The sequence below is a fragment of the Collimonas sp. OK607 genome (assembly GCF_900111995.1).
Classification (GTDB): domain Bacteria; phylum Pseudomonadota; class Gammaproteobacteria; order Burkholderiales; family Burkholderiaceae_D; genus Collimonas.
On record NZ_FOKF01000025.1, the window covers coordinates 48,996 to 70,008 of the forward strand.

At 57.5% G+C, this 21,013-nt stretch carries 13 protein-coding genes; 4 read left to right on the forward strand and 9 right to left on the reverse strand.

From position 1 onward, the window contains the following. The first annotated feature begins 1 nt into the window (after window position 1). On the forward strand, window positions 2-2,554 hold the full coding sequence (locus BM029_RS16905; protein WP_092437959.1) for a [protein-PII] uridylyltransferase: 2,553 nt from the start codon (window positions 2-4) through the stop codon (window positions 2,552-2,554). A gap of 99 nt (window positions 2,555-2,653) precedes the next feature. Continuing rightward, complete coding sequence (locus BM029_RS16910) at window positions 2,654-3,400, forward strand: pseudouridine synthase (protein ID WP_092437961.1); 747 nt, start codon at window positions 2,654-2,656, stop codon at window positions 3,398-3,400. A gap of 69 nt (window positions 3,401-3,469) precedes the next feature. Here BM029_RS16910 and BM029_RS16915 read toward each other — a convergent pair whose 3' ends face one another. Together BM029_RS16915 and BM029_RS16920 are read right to left on the reverse strand one after the other, a co-directional pair. Next, complete coding sequence (locus tag BM029_RS16915) at window positions 3,470-3,940, reverse strand: cyanophycin metabolism-associated DUF1854 family protein (RefSeq protein WP_092437963.1); 471 nt, start codon at window positions 3,938-3,940, stop codon at window positions 3,470-3,472. Beyond that, the gene (locus BM029_RS16920; RefSeq protein ID WP_092437965.1) at window positions 3,937-6,249 is read right to left on the reverse strand and encodes a cyanophycin metabolism-associated ABC transporter; all 2,313 of its coding nucleotides are present in this window, start codon (window positions 6,247-6,249) and stop codon (window positions 3,937-3,939) included. Before BM029_RS16920 ends, BM029_RS16915 begins: the two co-directional genes overlap by 4 nt. A 471-nt stretch (window positions 6,250-6,720) precedes the next feature. Between BM029_RS16920 and cphA (BM029_RS16925) the strand changes: the two genes are divergently transcribed. Further along, window positions 6,721-8,877 carry a cyanophycin synthetase gene (gene cphA / locus BM029_RS16925; RefSeq protein WP_092437967.1) on the forward strand — a complete coding sequence of 719 codons (2,157 nt, stop codon included), beginning with the start codon at window positions 6,721-6,723 and terminating at the stop codon, window positions 8,875-8,877. A gap of 80 nt (window positions 8,878-8,957) precedes the next feature. After that, complete coding sequence (gene cphA / locus BM029_RS16930; protein ID WP_092437969.1) at window positions 8,958-11,528, forward strand: cyanophycin synthetase; 2,571 nt, start codon at window positions 8,958-8,960, stop codon at window positions 11,526-11,528. 280 nt (window positions 11,529-11,808) lie between these two features. Here the strand turns inward: cphA (BM029_RS16930) and BM029_RS16935 are convergent, their stop codons facing one another. The 7 genes from BM029_RS16935 to kdpB all read right to left on the reverse strand — a co-directional run bounded on the left by BM029_RS16935 (window position 11,809) and on the right by kdpB (window position 21,004). Beyond that, on the reverse strand, window positions 11,809-13,197 hold the full coding sequence (locus BM029_RS16935; protein ID WP_256381612.1) for an MFS transporter: 1,389 nt from the start codon (window positions 13,195-13,197) through the stop codon (window positions 11,809-11,811). A gap of 135 nt (window positions 13,198-13,332) precedes the next feature. Beyond that, entirely contained in the window at window positions 13,333-13,701 is a 369-nt protein-coding gene (locus BM029_RS16940; RefSeq protein ID WP_092437973.1) for a nuclear transport factor 2 family protein, read from the reverse strand. A gap of 109 nt (window positions 13,702-13,810) precedes the next feature. After that, complete coding sequence (gene kdpE / locus BM029_RS16945; RefSeq protein WP_092437975.1) at window positions 13,811-14,506, reverse strand: two-component system response regulator KdpE; 696 nt, start codon at window positions 14,504-14,506, stop codon at window positions 13,811-13,813. A gap of 2 nt (window positions 14,507-14,508) precedes the next feature. Beyond that, window positions 14,509-17,280, reverse strand: coding sequence for a two-component system sensor histidine kinase KdpD (gene kdpD / locus BM029_RS16950; protein WP_244545098.1), 2,772 nt, complete (start codon window positions 17,278-17,280; stop codon window positions 14,509-14,511). Window positions 17,281-17,391: 111 nt separating this feature from the next. Next, complete coding sequence (locus BM029_RS16955) at window positions 17,392-18,138, reverse strand: TorF family putative porin (protein WP_092437979.1); 747 nt, start codon at window positions 18,136-18,138, stop codon at window positions 17,392-17,394. A 125-nt stretch (window positions 18,139-18,263) separates the two neighbouring features. Next, a complete protein-coding gene (gene kdpC / locus BM029_RS16960) occupies window positions 18,264-18,911 on the reverse strand; it encodes a potassium-transporting ATPase subunit KdpC (protein ID WP_092437981.1) in 648 nt (215 codons plus the stop codon). Window positions 18,912-18,925: 14 nt separating this feature from the next. After that, the gene (kdpB, locus tag BM029_RS16965; RefSeq protein ID WP_092437983.1) at window positions 18,926-21,004 is read right to left on the reverse strand and encodes a potassium-transporting ATPase subunit KdpB; all 2,079 of its coding nucleotides are present in this window, start codon (window positions 21,002-21,004) and stop codon (window positions 18,926-18,928) included. Between the last annotated feature and the right edge of the window lie 9 nt (window positions 21,005-21,013).

Here is a 21,013-nt window from a genome sequence, read left to right on the forward strand (position 1 = left end):
CATGACGACCCTTGCCGCGACTCTCAAAAATCAGCTTAGGACCGAGCGGCAAACAATCATCTCTACCTTCCTGGCAGACGGTAAACCGGGCGAGTTGTTAACGGCGTTACGCCGCAGTGTCGACATCGCCCTGACGCAAGCCTGGAAAATGCTGGAAATGCCGCCTAGCGCGGCTCTGGTAGCGGTTGGCGGTTATGGCCGCGGTGAGTTGTTTCCGCATTCTGACGTTGACGTCCTGATATTGCTGGATGCCAGCCCTGACGCCGAATTGCGCACCAGACTGGAACAACTGGTACAGCTGTTCTGGGATATCGGCCTCGAAATCGGCCACAGCATCCGCACCGTAGACGAATGCCTGAGCGAAGCCGCTATCGACATCACAGTCCAGACCAGCTTGCTGGAAGCGCGGCTGGTGAGCGGTAATCCGCCGCTGTTTGCGCAACTGCAGGAGCGCTGCAGCGCGGCCATGGATCCGTGCGCCTTTTTCCAGGAAAAAATCCTGGAAATGCGCCAGCGCCACGTCAAGTATGAAGATACGCCGTACAGCCTGGAACCGAACTGCAAGGAAAGCCCGGGCGGCCTGCGCGACCTGCAAGTAATCCTGTGGGTGGCGAAGGCTGCCGGCCTTGGCGAATCGTGGCCGAAGCTGGCCAAGCACGGCTTGATCACCGCCGCCGAAGCACGGCAGCTATCGCGCCAGGAGCGCGCTTTCAAGGATATCCGGATTCGCCTCCACATCTACACCAATCGCCGCGAAGATCGCCTGGTGTTCGATGTCCAGACCCCGATCGCCGAATCGCTGGGTTTCGAGACCACGGAAACCCGCCGCGCCAGCGAATATCTGATGCAACGCTATTACTGGGCCGCCAAGGCAGTGACCCAGCTCAACACCATCCTGCTGCAGAACATTGAAGTACAGTTGTTTCCGCAGCCGATGGTGCCGCAACGCATCAACGACCGTTTCAACCAGCTTAACGGCCTGATCGACATCGCTCACGACAACGTGTTTAAAACCGCCCCGTCGGCGATGCTGGAAGTGTTCCTGTTGCTGGCCCAGCATAGCGAGCTGAAAGACATGACCGCGCGCACCCGGCGTGCCCTGTGGCATGCGCGCGTCAAGATCGACAACAGTTTTCGCCGCGATCCCGTGAATCGCTCGCTGTTCATCCAGATCATCCAGGCGCCGCAAGGGATTACCCACGCACTGCGCGGCATGAATGACACCAGTATCCTGGGCCGTTACCTGCCGAATTTCCGGCGCATCGTCGGCCAGATGCAGCACGACCTGTTCCATGTCTACACGGTGGACCAGCACATCATGATGGTGGTGCGTAACGTGCGGCGCTTCACGATGAGCGAACATGCGCATGAATACCCGTTTTGCAGCCAGCTGATCGCCAATTTCCCGCGCCCCTGGTTGTTGTATGTGGCGGCCTTGTTCCACGACATCGCCAAGGGCCGCGGCGGCGATCACTCCAAACTGGGCATGACCGACGCCCTGCATTTCTGCCAGCACCATGGCTTGTCGACGGAGGATACGGCGCTGGTGGTATTCCTGGTCGAGCATCACCTGACCATGTCGCAAGTGGCGCAGAAGCAGGATTTATCGGACCCCGAAGTAATCCTCAACTTTGCCAATACTGTCAAGGATGAACGGCACCTGACCGCGCTGTATTTGCTGACCGTGGCCGACATACGCGGCACCAGCCCCAAGGTGTGGAACGCCTGGAAAGGCAAGTTGCTGGAAGACTTGTACCGCATGACGTTGCGGGTACTCGGCGGCGAAACGCCGTCGGCCGATCGCGAATTGAAGAATCGCCAGGAAGAAGCGTTGAAAACCCTGCGCCTGTACGGTTTGCCGCAAGATGCTCACGAGCATTTGTGGCAGCAGCTCGATGTTGCCTATTTCCTGCGCCACGACGCCTCCGACATTGCCTGGCAAACCCGCTCCTTCTACAACCAGACCGACAGCGCCGTACCGATAGTCAAATGCCGTCTGGCGCCGATCGGCGAAGGTTTGCAGGTTGCGGTCTACACCAAGGACCGGAGCGACCTGTTCATCCGCATCTGCAGCTATTTCGACAGCAAGAATTTCAGCATCCTCGACGCCAAGATCCAGACTACCAAACATGGCTACGCGCTCGACTCGTTCCTGATCAGCGCACCGCTGTTTGCCAAGCATTATCGCGACATCATCAATCTGATCGAGCATGAACTGACCTTGTTGCTGCAAGCCGATAATCCTCTGCCCGCGCCATCCAAAGGCCGCCTGTCGCGCCTGTCGCGTACCTTCCCGGTGACGCCGACGGTCGATCTGCGCCCGGACGAGCGCGGCCAGTATTACCTGTTGTCGATTACGGCCAACGACCGCACCGGGCTGCTGTTTTCGGTTGCCAGCGTCCTCGCCAGGCACAAGATCAATTTGCACACCGCCAAGATCATGACGCTTGGCGAGCGGGTCGAAGACGTGTTCCTGGTCGACGGCAATGCGCTTAATCATGCGCGCTTGCAGATCCAGCTTGAAACCGATTTGCTGGATGCGTTGCATATCTAGTTGCATAATAAGTTACATAACATCTAACTACGCATCCAGTTACATATCCAGTCTGCCTTGCAGTTTTGTTTTTTATATTTTTCTTATTTTTTGCACTCCATGACCGAACCATTACGCCTTTCCAAACGCATGTCTGAACTCGGGCTATGCTCGCGCCGCGAGGCCGACGAGTGGATAGCTCGCGGCTGGGTCCGGGTTGACGGCATCGTCGTATCGGAACTCGGCAGTAAAGTACTGCCGAGCCAGCGCATCAGCGTAGAACGCCAGGCCGCGGCCGAGCAATCGAAACGTGTCACCATCCTGATCAACAAACCTGTCGGCTATGTCAGCGGCCAGGCTGAAGACGGTTATCAACCGGCGGTAGCGCTGATAAAGGAAGCCAATCGCTGGGGCGAAGACCGCTCGCCGACTTTATTCCATCCAACCCAGCTGCGCAGCCTGGTGCCTGCCGGCCGGCTCGACATCGATTCAGTCGGTTTGCTGGTGCTGACCCAGGATGGCCGCATCGCCAAGCATCTGATCGGTGAAGAAACCAGCGTCGACAAGGAATACCTGGTGCGGGTGCGCTATACCAAAGGCGATAAACTGCCCGACGCTGAGTTGCGCCGTCTCAATCACGGCCTGACGCTGGACGGCAAGAAACTCAAGCCGGCCATCGTCAAATGGCAAAATGAAGACCAGCTGAGTTTTACTTTGCGCGAAGGCAAAAAGCGCCAGATTCGCCGCATGTGCGATATGGTTGGGCTTAAGGTGCTGGGGTTGAAACGGGTGCGGATTGGTGGTGTGAAATTGGGCAATCTGCCGGAAGGGCAATGGCGTTATCTGGGTGCGGACGAGCAGTTTTGAACTGTAGGGTGGGCAAGGTTTTTTGCCCACGCTGAAGCGCAACCATCCGCGTGGGCATAAGTGCCCACCCTACAAAAACCGGTCCAGGATTTTGCGACTGGCTTTGTCCAAAGCTTGCGTGTCGCGTATCAAAAACTGCACACCATGGCTATCGGCGATCAATAAACTGGTCGCCACTATACGGCGGATATCCTCTTCGCCTTTCAGCGTAAAAGAAGCATCGCCGCGATTGGTTTCTACGTACCAGGTGCTGGGCGTAGTAAAACTCGAGACCCGTTGAATCCGCCGGATTTCGGGCATGAATTCGCGGCTCGCCAATTCCTGTTCGACGATGACCCGGGTTGCATCCGGCAAATCCGTCAGGCGTGAAATCCAGGCGAGCTCCTGGCCGTCGGCACTCACCAGGGAAATACCGTCATCCGGCGCGCCGATAGGAAAAGCACGTACCGGCACCACGCCTTCGTGCACGTCACCATCCACGCTGGTGAATACCAGGCGACCAAAAGTGTTGCGGCTTAGTTTGAAATCATGTGTTGTCATGCGACGCTTTCATCACTGTCTGCACTGTCTTCATCGACCAAGGTCGGCTCGGCGTCGACATTGCGCAACTGCGCCTGATAGAGACGATAATAGGCACCTTCGCGCAGCATCAGCTCATCATGGCTGCCGACTTCGACAATCTGGCCGCGATCCAGCACCACCAGCCGGTCGGCCTTGCGCAAGGTCGATAAACGATGGGCGATCGCAATCGTGGTACGGCCTTGCACCAGGTTGTCGAGCGCTTTCTGGATCTCTTTTTCTGTGGTGGTATCGACCGATGAGGTGGCTTCATCCATGATCAGGATGCGCGGATCGATCAGCAAGGCACGGGCAATCGAAATACGCTGGCGTTCGCCGCCGGACAACGCCTGGCCGCGTTCGCCGACCAGCGAATCGTAACCTTGCGGCAAGCGCAAAATGAATTCGTGGGCATGGGCGGCACGTGCTGCGGCAACGATTTCTTCGCGTGTGGCTTCCGGCTTGCCGTAGCAGATATTTTCCGCGATCGTACCGAAAAACAGGAACGGCTCTTGCAGCACCAGGCCGATATTGCGGCGATATTCCGAGATCGGCATCGAGCGGATATCGACGCCGTCAATCCGTATCGATCCTTCCGATACATCATAAAAACGGCAAATCAGATTGACCAGCGTGCTCTTGCCAGAACCGCTATGTCCTACCAGACCAATCATCTCGCCCGGCGCAATCGTCAAGTTGACGTCGCGCATCACAGCCCGGTTACCGTAACGGAAACCGATGTTGCGCAATTCGATGGCGCCCTTCACATGTTCCAGGTGAACCGGGTTGGCCGGCTCTGGCACACTCGATACATGATCCAGGATTTCAAAGATGCGCTTGGCGCCGACTGCAGCTTTTTGCGTTACCGAGACGATCCGGCTCATCGAATCGAGACGGGTATAGAAACGGCTGATGTAAGCCAGGAACGAGGCCAGCACACCGACCGTGATTTCATTTTTCGAGACTTGCCAGATACCGAAGATCCAGACCACGAGCAGCCCCACTTCAGTCAGCAAAGTCACCGTCGGCGAGAACAATGACCAGATTTTATTGACCCGGTCGTTGACCAGCAGGTTGTGCTGGTTGGCGTCGCGGAAACGCGTAGCTTCACGCTTTTCCTGGGCAAACGCCTTGACCACGCGAATCCCCGGAATGGTATCGGCCAGGACATTGGTTACCTCGGCCCAGATGCGGTCGATCTTTTCAAAACCGTGCTTCAACCGGTCCCGTACCAGATGGATCATCCAGGCAATGAACGGCAACGGCACCAGGGTCACCAGCGCCAGCCAGGGATTGATCGAGAACAGGATCACGGCGGTCATGACGATCATCAGCACGTCAATCGCAAAGTCCAGCAGATGCAAGGACAGGAAGACGCAAATACGATCGCTTTCGGAACCGATTCGGGCCATCAGGTCGCCAGTACGTTTGCCGCCGAAATATTCTTGCGACAGACGCAGCAGATGCTCATATGTAGTTGTGCGCAAATTGGCGCCGATACGCTCGCTGACCAAAGCCAAAATATAGGTACGGGCCCAGCCCAGACTCCAGGCCACCAGGGCCGAAGCCAGCAAACCGGACAGGTAAAGCTTGACCAGGTCGTGATTGATCGGCTTGCCGTTCTGATAAGGAATCAGCACGTTGTCCATCAACGGCCCCATCAGATAAGGCGGCACCAGCGTGGCAGCGGTAGAAATCAGCATCAGGATAAACCCCAGCGCCAGCATGCCTTTGTATGGCTTGGCAAACCGCGCGAGCCGGAACAAAGCCCAGGTCGACGATGGCGCTTCGCCTTTTTCCGGACAAATCAGGCATTCATCGCTGTCAGGCGGCAACGGCGCTTTGCACTGCGGACAGGTAGCCTGCTCCTCGCGTAACGCAGCGCGTCCCGCCAGATGATCGTCGCGCTGCTGCTCGAAGACTTTAATCAGGCGCAGTGCTTCCAGGTTGAGACCGAGCGTGTAGCGCCAGCAAGCCAGCTGCTGTTGTTCATCGTGCAACTCCAGGCTACCGACGCCGGCATGGTCATGATGCCCCAGCGTTAAGCCCCGCCGGTAGACCCATTCGCTCCAGCTGCTGTCGCCGTCCATTTTTGCCAGTACGCGGCGATTGGTGATTAACAAAACGCCGTGTGCAAAATGCAGTGACGCATTGAGGTCGACTTCCAGCGACGCCAGCACTTCCTCGGCAGGCGCGAGCAAAGTTGTCACTTCGGCACGCAGGGAAGCGGTCAAAATATGGGACAAATAAATACCGGTGGTAGGCACAGGGGATAAAGGGTTGCTTTTCATCTAAACGGCATGGTGTGGCCCGTATATTTTTACACGGACCGGATGGAATTTTGTGTGAAATCGCCTTAATTGGCGCACATCGTCTGCCGCAAGTATTATATCCTATCGTGTTTTTCAGAAATGTTACTTTTCGTTACCAATTAAACATATCTTTTCTATATTTGGTAACTCTCTGTAAACCAATTCACGGTTTAGCGCGTTACAGCAAGGAGCCTGTCTGACTTAGGGGATCGAAGCGAAAAAATAGCTGGGCGAGAACAGATTTTGCCGGGTTCGCAGCGTCAATAGCCTGGCTATTGACCAAGAGGCCGGTGAAATATGGACCGTCCAGCTATTTTTGGAGCCGATCACCTAAGTCCGACAGGTTCCGAACTACAGGGTGTTGAAAACAAAAAAATATTAAAACTGGCACACTCAAAAATTCAGCACTCACGCCTCATAAGCCTTATTGCATAGCCTCATTGCTCACTCATGAAAAACATTGAAATCCTCCGTATCATGTCGCTGCGCGGACCAAACATCTGGACGTATCGATCAACCCTAGAGGCGTGGATCGACATTGGCGAACTGGAAGATTTCCCGTCCAATACCCTGCCCGGTTTTAACCAGCGCCTGACCAGCTGGCTGCCATCCCTGATCGAGCATCGCTGCAGCTATGGCGAACGCGGTGGTTTTGTCCAGCGGCTGCAGGACGGCACCTGGCCCGGCCACATCCTGGAACACGTCACGTTGGAACTGCAAAACCTGGCTGGCATGCCGGGCGGTTTCGGCAAGGCGCGCAGCACCTCGGTGCGCGGCGTCTATAAAGTGGCGGTCCGCGCGCGCCATGAGCAAGTAACCCGCGCCGCCCTGCACGCGGCCCGCGACCTGGTGATGGCCGCAATTGAAGACAAACCATTCGACGTCCACGCTAGCATCACTGAACTGCGCAGCATGGTTGATTCGCGCTGCCTGGGGCCAAGCACGGCCTGCATCGTCGAAGCCGCGGACGAACGACGCATTCCCTCATTCCGCCTGACTGAAGGCAATCTGGTCCAGCTCGGCCATGGCGTACGCCAACGTCGTATCTGGACCGCAGAAACCGATCAAACCAGCGCGATCGCCGAAAGTATCTCGAGCGACAAAGACTTGACCAAAACCTTGCTGCAAGCCTGCGGTGTACCGGTCCCTGAAGGACAGGTCGTGGAAAGCGCCGCCGAAGCCTGGGAAGCGGCCGAAGATATCGGTTTGCCGGTGGTCGTCAAGCCTTCTGACGCTAATCACGGCCGCGGCGTATTCACCGATCTGAATACACGCACCGAAATCGAAACCGCTTACGAGCTCGCATTGCAAGAAGGCAGCAGCGTGATTGTCGAACGCTTCATTCGCGGTAATGAGCATCGGCTATTGATTGTCGGTGGCCGGCTGGCGGCAGCTGCGCGCGGCGAGCCGCTTTCAATCACCGCTAATGGCACTTCGACAATCCGGCAACTCATCGATGACCAGATCAATTCCGATCCGCGCCGTGGCGAACTTGAAGAGTGCCCGCTCAGCCCGGTATTGCTGGACGAAGAACCTGTGGTACGGGTCGAGCTCGAACGACAAGGTTTTACCGGCGAATCGATTCCAGCAGCAGGCCTGCAAGTATTGATCCAACGTAACGGCAATGTGTCCATCGACGTCACCGACCTGGTGCACCCGAGCGTCGCCGCGGCAGCTTCTCTCGCCGCGCGGGTGGTGGGCCTGGATATTGCCGGTGTCGACCTGGTGGCGGAAGATATTTCCCGGCCGCTGGAAGAACAACGCGGCGCTATTGTCGAAGTCAATGCCGGCCCTGGCCTGCTGATGCATCTGAAACCGGCGCAAGGCAGAGCGCGCCCGGTCGGCAGAGCCATCATCGAGCACCTGTTTGCGGCGGCTGACAATGGCCGCATCCCGATTGTCGGCGTCACCGGCACACATGGTAAAACCACAGTCTCGCGCCTGATTGCCTGGCAACTCCATTTGAGCGGCAACCATGTCGGCCTGGCTTGCGGCGACGGATTGTATTTCGCGCAACGGCAAGTTGAAAAAGGCGACCGCGCCAATTGGGAATCGGCGCAGCGCATACTGATCAACCGTGCCGTCGACGCGGCCGTGTTCGAGAACAGCCACGACACTATCCTGTCTGAGGGCCTGGTCTACGATCGCTGCCAGGTCGGCGTCGTCACCAACATTGCCGCCGACGACAGCTCGCCGCAGTACTACATCGCCGATGCCGAGGAAATGGTAAAAGTCACCCGCACCCAGGTCGATGTCGTCCTGCCGAGCGGCGTCGCGGTATTGAACGCAGCCGATCCGCTGGTGGCCGGCATGGCGCCGCTGTGCGACGGCGAAGTGATTTTCTTTGGCATCGACCCTGCCCTGCCAGTGATTGCAGAGCAGCTTGAACAAGGCAGGCGCGCAGTCTTTATCCGTAATGACCAGATCATGCTGGCGGTCGGCAAAAGCGAAATGCTGCTGGCAGACATCACCACTGTGCCATTGATTGCACGCAGCAAAGATAGCTTCCAGGTTGAAAACGTGCTGGCGGCGGTCGGTGCTGCATGGGCACTGGATATCTCTCACGACTTGATACGTGCAGGGATAGAGACTTTCGAGATGATTTAAAAATTTAAGCAGGGTCGGCAAGTTTTTGCCCACCCTGCTTTTTGACTAGTATTAGCAGGAAAAAATAGGAAAACTTGTTGATGGACGTATCACGTATCCGAGTACTTCGCGGCCCCAATCTGTGGAGTCGACATACCGCTATCGAAGCCATCGTGTCTTGCACCGAGGCCGAACGCGCCATTGCTGGCATTACCGGTTTTGAAGCCAAGCTGCGTGAACGCTTTCCGCAGATCGGTTTTTTGCAAACCAGTGGCAAGAACGAAGTCGTATCAATGGCGCACGCGCTGGAGATTGCGGCGCTCGGACTGCAATCGGAAGCCGGATGCCCGGTGACCTTCAGCCGCACCGTACCTACCGTGGAAGCCGGCGTCTACCAGGTGATCGTTGAATACACTGAAGAAGAAGTCGGCAAGATGGCGTTCCAGCTGGCGCAGGAACTATGCCTGGCAGCGCTGCAAGACCAGCCCTTCGATCTCGCCAGCGCCTTGGCCAACCTGAAGGAACTGGACGAAGATATTCGCCTCGGCCCAAGCACCGGCTCCATCGTGCAAGCGGCCGTCATGCGCGGGATTCCGTTCCGGCGCCTGACCGGTGGCAGCATGGTGCAGTTCGGCTGGGGTAGCCGGCAACGTCGCATCCAGGCCGCCGAAACCAACCATACCAGCGCGATCGCAGAATCGATTGCCCAGGACAAAGACCTGACCAAGAAGCTGCTGAATGCGGCCGGTGTGCCGGTGCCTTTGGGCCGGGTTGTCACCAGCGCCGAAGAGGCCTGGGCTGCAGCGCAGGAAATCGCCGGCGCGGTGGTGCTCAAACCGCGCGACGGTAATCAAGGCAAGGGAGTGGCAGTCAACATCACCGCCCGTGAACAAGTCATGGCAGCCTTTGAAGTCGCCGCAAAAATCTGTTCGGAAGTGATCGTCGAGCGCTATTTGCCAGGCCACGATTTCCGTCTGCTGGTGGTCGGCAACCAACTGGTGGCCGCGGCCCGCCGTGATCCGCCGCAGGTTATCGGCGACGGCGTGCGCACCATCGGCCAACTGGTGGAGCAAGTCAACAGCGACCCGCTGCGCGGCGATGGCCACGCAACCTCGTTGACCAAGATCCGCTTCGATGCGATTGCCCTGGCGACCTTGGCCAAGCAACATTACACAGCCGACTCGATTCCGCAGCAAGGTGTACGCGTGGTCTTGCGCAACAACGCCAACCTGAGCACCGGCGGCACGGCGACCGATGTCACCGAGGATGTCCATCCTGAAATGGCGGCGCGTGCCGTGGCTGCAGCGCAAATGGTGGGACTGGATATCTGCGGCGTCGACGTGGTCTGCAACAACGTCCATCAACCGCTGGAAGAACAAGAAGGCGGCGTGGTAGAAGTCAACGCCGCACCTGGTTTGCGGATGCACATCAGCCCTTCCTACGGCAAGGGCCGCGCGGTCGGCGCTGCGATCATGTCGACCATGTTCGACAGCGGTGACAATGGCCGCATCCCTCTAGTAGCGGTGGCGGGCACCAACGGTAAAACCACTACCGTACGCCTGATCGCCCATTTGCTGGGACGCAAGGGATTACGCGTCGGCATGACCAATTCCGATGGCGTATATATCGAACAGCAACGTATCGACACCGGCGACTGCAGCGGCCCGCGCAGCGCCCGTAATGTCTTGATGCATCCTGACGTCGATGCTGCCGTATTTGAAACTGCACGCGGCGGCATCTTGCGTGAAGGCCTGGGTTTCGATCGCTGCGATGTCGCCGTGGTCACCAATATCGGCATGGGCGATCACCTCGGCTTGAGTTATATCAGCACGGTCGAAGATTTGAGCGTGGTCAAACGTGTGATCGTCGAAAACGTTTCCCCTGGCGGTCACGCAGTCTTGAACGCGGCCGATCCCATGGTCGCCAGCATGGCCAAATCCTGCCCGGGTTCGGTCACCTTTTTCGCCCACGATTTCCATCACCCGCTGATGACTACGCATCGCGCGCAGGGACATCGTGTGGTGTACCAGGACGGCAATGCCATCGTCGCCGCCAAGGGTAAGCAAGAACATCGGATAGCGCTGCATGATATCCCGCTGACCCGTAACGGTACGATCGGCTTCCAGATCGAAAATGCGATGGCTGCCATCGCTGCCGCCTGGGCCCTGGATCTGGATTGGGAAGTGATTCGGGCCGGCCTCGGCACCTTCATCAACGATGCTGCTACCGCACCAGGCCGCTTCAACGTATTCGACTATCGCGGTGCGACCCTGATTGCCGACTACGGCCACAATCCCGATGCGATCCAGGCGCTGGTAAAGGCTATTGACAGCATGCCGGCCAAACGCCGCTCAGTGGTTATCAGCGGCGCCGGCGACCGGCGCGATATCGACATCCGTCACCAGACAGAAATCCTGGGCGATGCTTTCGACCAGGTGATTCTGTATCAGGATCAATGCCAGCGTGGCCGTGCCGATGGTGAGGTGCTCGGCCTGTTGCGCGAAGGCTTGAAAAATGCCCGCCGTACGACGTCGACCGAGGAAATCAATGGTGAGTTTATCGCTATCGATACCGCGCTATCGCATCTGTCGCCGGGCGATCTGTGCCTGATTCTGGTGGACCAGGTGGAAGAGGCGCTGGCGCATATTGCGAAACGCATTGCTGAGGTTTGATTTTCCGTAGCGAGTCAATGACATAGTGATCTGGGGTCAGAGTCAACTTTCGCAGGCTTTATCGCGAAACTTGACTCTGACCCCACATCACGGCTTCGGAGGACGGTAGTTCACTTATCGCAGGTTTGTTTCTTTGCATTTTTACTGCTTCTGCTCCGTGGTCCACTAAGCGGGGTCAGAGTGAAGTTTCGGCGGTGAACCATACCGAAAGTTCACTCTGACCCCGGTTAGTTCGCCCTGCTCATCGCGTAGAGTGTAAAAATCCGGTATTACAATTTTCCTATGCTGGCTTATGCCCGGTTAGCGCGGCGCCGGCGTTGAGTGGCAGCCGGCGGGTTACCGGTATCGATGCCATCGAAAACAGGCCGATGACGATGAAGGCGGGCCAGAAATCTCCGGCCACGATGGTTGAATGACCTTGCAGGCGGCTCGACATATGTACCGCCAGACCGCCGATGGTCACTCCCAAACCTAAAGAAATCTGCTGCACGACGCTGGCCAGGCTGGTGGCGCGGCTGACGTCTGCACTATCGAGATCGGCGTAAGCCATGGTGTTGAGACAGGTGAATTGCATGGAAGGGAAAAATCCACCCAGCAGAACCACCGCCATCATCACCAGATACGGCGTGGTCGGCGTGAATAAACCATACGATGCCAGCGCCAGCCCGGCTAGCACCGCATTCCAGATCAGCACTGAACGAAAACCGTAACGGCGCAGCACCGAAGTACCGATGGCTTTCATGAAGATCGCGCCGAAGGCCGAGGCGCAAGTGATGGTCCCGGCGTGAAAGGCATTCATGCCAAAACCAACCTGCAACGCCAGCGGCAACAGGAACGGCACCGCACCCAGCCCGATCCGGAACAGCGAACCGCCCAGTACGCTGGCGCGGAAGGTCGGAATCCGCAACAGACGCAGATCCAGCAACGGGAACGGCTCACGCCGCGCGTGCAGCAAATACACGTATAAGGTCAAACCGCCCAGCACCATCATGGCGAATGCCCATTCCGAGGACAGCAACTCGCCATCGATCATCGACAAGCCCAGCATCATCAGCGTGCTGCCAACTGCCGACAGGACAAAACCCTTCATGTCCAGCGGCTGCAAATCATCGGAACGGTAATTCTCGATATAGCGGCTGGCGAGGTACATGCCGAGAATGCTGATAGGTACATTAATCAGGAAGATCCAGCGCCAATGGAAATAAGTCGTGATGAAACCGCCCAACGGCGGACCGATCACCGGTCCAAGTTGCGAGGGAATGGTCAGATAGCTGATGGCTTTGACCAGTTCGGTACGCGGTACCGAACGGAAAATTACGATGCGCCCGACCGGCACCATCATGGCGCCGCCTATGCCTTGCAAAAAGCGCGCAGCGACAAATGCAGCCAGCGAGCTGGATGCCGCGCACATCAGCGATCCCGCCAGGAACACCATGATGGCGGAACGGAATACGGTACGCGCACCGAAGCGATCGGCGACCCAGCCGCTGATTGGGATGAACACGCCGAGCCCGACCACATATGAGGTCAGCGCCAATTTAAGAGTAAGGGGATCTTGTCCGAGGTCGCGCGCCAGTACTGGCAGCGACGTGGCAATCACCGTCGCATCCATGTTTTCCATGAACAACGCACAAGCGACAATTAGCGGAATGAGAAGAGTACGTTGCACTGCCGATGACCGTAAGGTAAACAAAAAGACAGATGCACGCAGTGTTGCATCTGTCTGTCCGATAGTTTACACCTATTCCTGAAAATCGGCAGTAAGTATGAATGCCGTTCTATCTTGCGGAACGCAGACAATCCATCAGGTCAGTTTGCGCTGCCCCGGATCGTAGTAAAACTGTTCTTCAACAATCTTGTCGCCGCGCCAAAGCTGCCAGGCAATTTCGTCTTGCCGAAAACTGCGACCGTCGTGGGCCGTTATTTCGAACAACCAATTGATGGCAACCCGGTCACCATCGATCAGGAAGGATTTGGCCGCCAGCGTGCGAATTTCCTTGAAAGCTGCCAGCGCTTTTTCTTCCCCCGCCACTAACAATTGCATTCCCTTGCGCGGCGGCTCCTGGTTTTCCTGCATGAATGCATCTTCGGTATAAAATTCCTGGATCGCTTCTACATACTTGCCTTGCACAACCAGAGCGATGAAGCTTTCAACATGTTCTCGACTTGGCATGGAATTATCCTGTAAGTGTAGGTCGGAACCAAAACTATACTCGGCTTCAGAACGGCCCGTTGGACTCGCGCAATTTATCCGGCAAGCCATCTTGCGGACCGAGTTATCTCTATTGCGAAAGCAGAATCCGATAGCCAACTGCGGTTTCGGTAAGCAGATGTTTGGGCTGGGCCGGATCGTCTTCCAGTTTTTGCCGCAAGTGTCCCATATAAATCCGTAGATAGTGGCCGCTCTCCGAATGCGATGGCCCCCACACTTCCTTCAGCAGCTGCGGATTGGTCACCACCCTTCCGGCGTTAGCTACCAGCACCGTCAGCAACCGATATTCGGTCGGTGTCAGATGCACTTGCTGTTGCGCCTTGGTGACCAGCCGTGCCTGCAGATCGAGCGTAACGTCGCCGAAACGGATCAGTCCATCGTCGCCAGCCAGAGGCTGGTGTTGGCGCCGCAACGTAGCACGTACCCGCGCCAGCAATTCGCCGACGCCAAACGGCTTGCCGAGGTAATCGTCGGCACCGGCATCCAGCGCTTTGATCTTGTCGGTTTCGTTGACCCTTGCCGACAGCACGATGATAGGCACACGCGACCATTTCCTGACATCCTGGATGAAGTCGACGCCGTCGCCGTCCGGCAGGCCGAGATCAAGTACTACCAGATTCGGTTTGCGTGTACCGCAATCAATCAGGCCACGCTGCATGGTTTCTGCTTCAAAAACCTGCCAGCCTTCGCTCTCCAGGGCGGCGCGTACAAAACGCCGGATCTGCGGCTCGTCTTCGACCAGCAGCGCTACGGGTGTCGGTTGCATTGTCATGCCTTCTCTGCGTCGTCGCCGACGCTCGGTTCGTGTTCTTCCGGGTCGGGCATGCTGGGAGGCGTGCCGAGCGGAATGGTGAAGATGAATTCAGCGCCGTGATGGCCGCTTTGGACGCTGCGGGCATGGATGGTGCCGCCATGCGCCTCGACAATCGCGCGGCAAATCGCCAGCCCTAGTCCGACGCCCGGCTTGGCCGATTCGCGCTCACCGCGTGTGAATTTCTCGAATATTGCGTCTTCCATGCCGGCTGGCAGGCCTGGGCCATCATCGGCCACGGTAACCGCCAGAAAACGACCATTGACCATCGCCGCCAATACGATATGCGAACCAGCTGGCGTGTACTTGGCGGCGTTTTCCAGCAAATTGCACAGCACGCGCTCAATCAATACCGCATCGAAACGGATCAGCGGCAGCTCGTGCGCAACCCGGATTTCCACTCCATGTCCGAGCAGCGCAGAGCCGCTGGCGCGTAATGCGCTGCCGACCACTTCTTCAAACGGCTGCCACTGCAGATTCAGCTTTACCTCGCCGCTCTGGATCCTGGCCATATCCAGCAGATTGGTCACCAATGCGCTCATGCGCAGCATTTCACTGTGCAGCGCGCCGGCCAGCACCTGCTGGTGCTGTTGCAATGGCGGTTTGGATAGCACCAGCGACTCGGACAATCCGATCAAAGCCGTCAGAGGCGTACGCAAATCGTGCGACAGCGCGGACAACAGGGAATTGCGCAAACGCTCGGATTCCATGCGCACCAGGGCATCTTGCGCCACTTCTACATAATGCACGCGTTCCAGCGCAATCGCGGTCAAGGTCGCGAATGTGTATAGCTGTTGCTGCTGCTCCGGGATCAATATCCAGCGCCGGCTGTACGGCAAGATCACCAGCACGCCCCGGGTACGCATCGGCGCCACCAAAGGCAGATACAGATAGCTGCTGGCCGGCAGCGTGTCGGTGCCGATGCCGGCGCTGCTGGCATTATCGAAAGCCCATTGGGCAATGCCCATGTCGAGCGCGCTGGCGACATTTGCCACATCATCCGGTATCACCGCCGGCATTTGCAATCTGCCGGCGTCATCCGGTATCAGCAGCAAAGTCTTGGCCTGGAAACTGCGTTGCAGGAACAGCCGGCTGGTTTCAAATATCTGCTCGGTCTGCAGCACGCCGGACAAGGCCCGGGCGAATTCGAACAAGGCGCGCGAGCGCGCCTCACGGTCTGAGGCGATCCGCGCCTGATAGCGCAATCCGGCGGTCAAGTGGGTAATCGTCAGGCCGACCGCCAGCATCACGCCAAAGGTCAGCAAGTACTGGAAATCGCTGACCGCAAACGAAAAGCGCGGTGGCACGAAAAAGAAATCGAACGAAGCAATGCTCAGCAAGGCGACAAAAATTGCCGGTCCGCGACCAAAGCGAATGGCGATCAATACCTCTGCCAGCAGATACAGCATGACGATGTTGGCCAGGTCGAAAAACGGCAATATCGGCGTCGCCAGCAAGGTTACCAGCACACATACGGCAAGCGCCCAGAGATAACCCCACCATTCGATCCGGCTTTGCATCGGCACATGGCGCGGCATGATTTTTCCGGCAGCCTCCTCCTGCTTTTCCGCTGCCCTGGTCGGCGGCACGCCGATTTCAATCAAGTCGATATCGCTCGCGAGAGCGGCGATACGCGCGGAATGGCTGGCTTGCCAGGGAAAACGGCGCTGGCTGCGGCCGATGATGATTTTTGAAAAATTATGGCTGCGGGCATAACCTGCCATGACGGCAGCTACTTCGTTGCCGGCTAAAACGGCGGTAGTCGCTCCCAGATCCTGCGCCAGCTTGAGCGTCTTCAGGATCCGTTCGCGTTTGGCCGACGGAAAACGCTGCAACCTTGGTGTCTCGACATAAACCGCGTGCCATTCGGCATTGAGCTGGGTCGCCAGCCGCGCAGTGCTGCGGATGACGTGTTCCGCGCTCGGCGAAGGGCCGACGCAGGCCAGCAAGGCGGCATCGGTCTGCCACACTGCACCTATCGATTTCTCAATCCGGTAGGCCTGGACATCGCCTTGCAAACGATCCGCGGTGCGGCGCAACGCCAGTTCACGCAGCGCGATCAGATTGCCTTTGCGAAAAAAATTGCGTGAGGCGCGCTCGGCTTGCGGCAACTTGTAGACTTTGCCGAGTTTGAGCCGGTTCAGCAATTCATCGGCCGGCAAATCCACCAGCACTACTTCATCGGCGGCATCGAATACGGTATCCGGCAAGGTTTCCGCAACCCGGATACCGGTGATGCCGCCCACCACATCGTTCAGGCTTTCCAGATGCTGGACATTCAGCGTGGTGAAGACATCGATCCCGGCATTCAATAACTCTTCAACGTCTTGCCAGCGCTTCGGATGGCGCGAACCGGAAGCATTGGAATGGGCCAGCTCATCGACCAGTATCAGCGAAGGCTTGCGCTGCAAGGCTGCGTCCAGATCGAATTCGGGTAGCTGCTTGTCGCGATACGCGACCTGCTTCATGGGCAGCAATTCCAGGCCATTCAGCATGGCGGCGGTTTCAGCGCGACCGTGGCTCTCGATCACACCAGCCAATACTTCACGGCCTTCGCTATGCAATTTATGCGCAGCCCCGAGCATTGCGTAGGTCTTTCCGACACCCGCCGAAGCGCCGAAATAGATGCGCAACTTGCCCCGCCCGGCCAGACTCTCCTGCACCTGCAGCTGTGCCAGTAGAGCATCCGGATCGGGACGTAGATTATCGTTTGAATAGGGTGAAGACACTGATTGCCTTGTGAAAGCCATCGATAAAGCGAATATACGGATCGTAACGCCAATTGTAGATTGAATTCGGCAGATTGAATCCGCCTGGCGTTACGATATCCTGAAAGCTATTTAAAACGTCTTGGTCGCCGATACCACCAGCGCGGCTTTACCCAGGTTTTTGCGATCCGGCCCCGGCCCGACGTAGTTATTGGTGTCAGTGCCGATTACTGCAACGCTGCCGGACAAGAAACCGAAATCCTTGGTCAGGCCGATTTTCCAGTCGTTATAGCTTAATGTCGAATTGTTTTTGACGGTTTGGTGGCCGGCATGCAAATTGACCGTATAACCGTTACTGACATCGATATTGGCGCCAAGGTCCAGGTAGCCGCTGTTCTTGCTATTGGCAGCGCCAAACAGATTGGTCAGCGACTGCGAATATTTGATATATGCAGGACCATAGCCAAGCTGTCCGTAGAGCTCCGTCGTGTCGGCGTTCGGATTCAAATCGTTGGATGGGTAGACATAGGTCAGCACCCCGAAATCATAGGTCAGGTCACCTGTAATCGTACCCTTTTTACCCGCATAGACATCCCACTCGATATTGCCGCTGCCGCCGCCATCCTTTACCCATTTAAGCGTCGACAGCCATGTACCGACATACAAACCGGTTGGATTGTTGCTGTAGTCCGCGCCGCCCTGCAGAGCCGGCTCCAGACGGGTCTGGGAGATCCCGCGAAAGCGATAGTCGGAAACGACGCTGGCATTGAAAGTCAGGGAATTATCGGGGACGGTTTCTTCCGCCTGCGAACAGTTTGCGGTGAAGGCAATAACGCCGATGACGGTGGCCAGACTAGCAAAATAGATGATTTTCTTCATAGATTCTATGGTGGTGGTTTATCTCAAATCAGAGAGAGAGAGTAAGGGCGTGTAGAAGCTGGTCGTACGCCGTACGACCAGCTTTCCATGCACCGCAATCCCTAAGATGAAACGGGTAGGGAAATTTATTTTGAAGCCGGAGGCTGCCGGTCCAGCGCAAGATTCAATGCCATGACATTGACGCGCGGCTCGCCCAGGAACCCGAGGCTGCGCTCCAGCTTCAGGCTATCGATGAGGCTACGCACGGTATCGACATTCAGTTTGCGTTCGCGCGCAATGCGTCCCGCCTGGTAGTGAGCTGCGGCAAGACTGATTTCCGGATCCAGCCCACTGCCCGAAGCCGTCACCAAGTCCACCGGAATCGGCAGCGTGTTGCCCGGATCGGCGGCTTTCAAGGCATCGACCCGCCCCTTTACGGCATCTATCAGCGCCGGATTGCTCGGTCCGAAGTTGGAGCCGCCGGAAGACTGCGCGTTGTATGGCATCGGACTGGTTGCCGACAGGCGCCCCCAGAAATAGTTGGGGGCGGAAAACTCCTGGCCGATCAGGCGTGAGCCGATCAACTTACCGTTTTGCACGATCAGGCTGCCGGCCGCCTGCTCCGGAAAAGCCACCTTGCCGATACCGGTCACGGCCAGCGGATAGATCACCCCGCACAGCAAGGTGAGCCCGGCGAACAGTACCAGCGCCGGACGCAATACACCTTGCGACGCGATTTTTGTGGTCGCTACCGATGGTGCTGTAGACAGCGTTGTTGTAGATGCGGATTTCATTTCTAGACTCCTGATTACACCAGATGCATTACCGACAGAATCATGTCGATCAGTTTGATACCAATAAAGGGCAATATGATCCCGCCCAGACCATAGATCAGCAGGTTACGGCGCAACAACGATGCCGCACCGACAGCGCGATACCTGACACCTTTCAATGCCAGAGGGATCAACACCACGATGATCAAAGCGTTGAAGATAACCGCAGACATGATGGCCGATGACGGGCTGGCCAGATGCATCACGTTCAGCGCTGCCAGCTGCGGATAGGTGGTAATGAAAGCTGCCGGGATGATCGCGAAATACTTGGCGATATCATTGGCAATCGAAAAGGTCGACAAGGCGCCGCGCGTCATCAGCATCTGTTTGCCGATTTCGACGATTTCCAGCAACTTGGTCGGATTCGAATCGAGGTCGACCATATTGCCAGCCTCTTTCGCCGCTTGCGTGCCGCTGTTCATCGCCACCGCTACGTCAGCCTGGGCCAGCGCCGGTGCATCGTTGGTGCCGTCGCCGGTCATGGCTACCAGGCGGCCTTCCGACTGATAGCTGCGGATCAGCTTGAGCTTGTCTTCCGGCGTCGCTTCGGCCAGGAAATCGTCGACCCCTGCTTCGGCGGCAATCGATGCTGCGGTGAGGCGGTTATCGCCGGTGATCATGACGGTCTTGATCCCCATCCGGCGCAGTTCGGCAAAGCGTTCCTTGATACCGCCCTTGACGATATCCTTCAGCTCGACAACGCCCATCACCACGCCGTCATCCACCACTACCAGCGGCGTGCTGCCGCGGCGGGCGACGTCGTCGACGTTGTGCGCCACCTCGGCCGGAAACGGTTGTCCCAGTTCTTGCAGATAATTCTTCAGCGCTTCCGACGAACCCTTGCGGATTGCACGGTTGCCGATGTCGACGCCGCTCATACGCGTTTGCGCGGTGAACGGCACGAAGGTGGCATGTAGCGTCGTCATCTCGCGCTCGCGAATATTGAAGCGCTGTTTTGCCAGCACCACGATACTGCGCCCTTCCGGCGTTTCATCTGCCAGCGAAGCAAGTTGCGCGACATCTGCCAGTTGCTGTTCGGTGATGCCCGGCGCCGGAATGAACGCCGAAGCTTGACGGTTACCGAGCGTGATGGTGCCGGTCTTGTCCAGCAACAGTACGTCAACGTCGCCCGCAGCTTCCACGGCACGGCCGGAAGTGGCTATCACGTTGGCTTGCATCATGCGGCTCATGCCGGCCACGCCGATGGCTGACAGCAAGGCGCCGATGGTAGTTGGAATCAGGCACACCAGCAAGGCGACCAATACCGTGATCGTGATCGGCGCACCGCTTTTGGCGGCAGATACGCTAAACAGGGAGAACGGCAGCAAGGTCACTGTCACCAGCAGGAACACGATGGTCAGCGCCACCAGCAAGATGGTAAGGGCGATTTCGTTTGGCGTCTTTTGGCGCTTGGCGCTTTCCACCATCGAAATCATGCGGTCGAGGAAGGCTTCACCTGGATTGACCGATACGCGCACCACCAGCCAGTCGGACAGCACCCGGGTGCCGCCGGTAACCGCGGAAAAATCACCGCCGGATTCGCGGATCACAGGCGCGGATTCACCGGTGATCGCACTTTCGTCGACCGAGGCAACGCCTTCGATGACTTCGCCGTCGACCGGAATCACATCCCCTGCTTCGACCAGCACCACATCGCCCTTGCGCAGATTGCTGGCCGGGGTTGCCGACCAGTTGCTGAGCTGCCCCTTAGGCTTGCTGTCGCGTTCCAGCTTTTTGGCTGAAACGGTTTGCTTCAAGGCGCGTAACGATTCCGCCTGCGCCTTGCTGCGCCCTTCTGCCAGTGCTTCGGCAAAATTGGCGAACAGGACGGTGAACCAGAGCCAGACCGAGATCGCCAGGATGAAAGCCGGGTTGGCCTCACCTTTGCCGATCAAGGCTTGAAAATACAACAGCGTAGTCAGGATACTGCCGATATAAACCACAAACATGACCGGGTTGCGCAATTGCGTTTGCGGCGCCAGTTTTTTGAACGATGCGACGATGGCCGGGCCCATGAGCGCGGAATCGAAGAGCGTCAGATTGGTGCGTGACATGATGTTCCT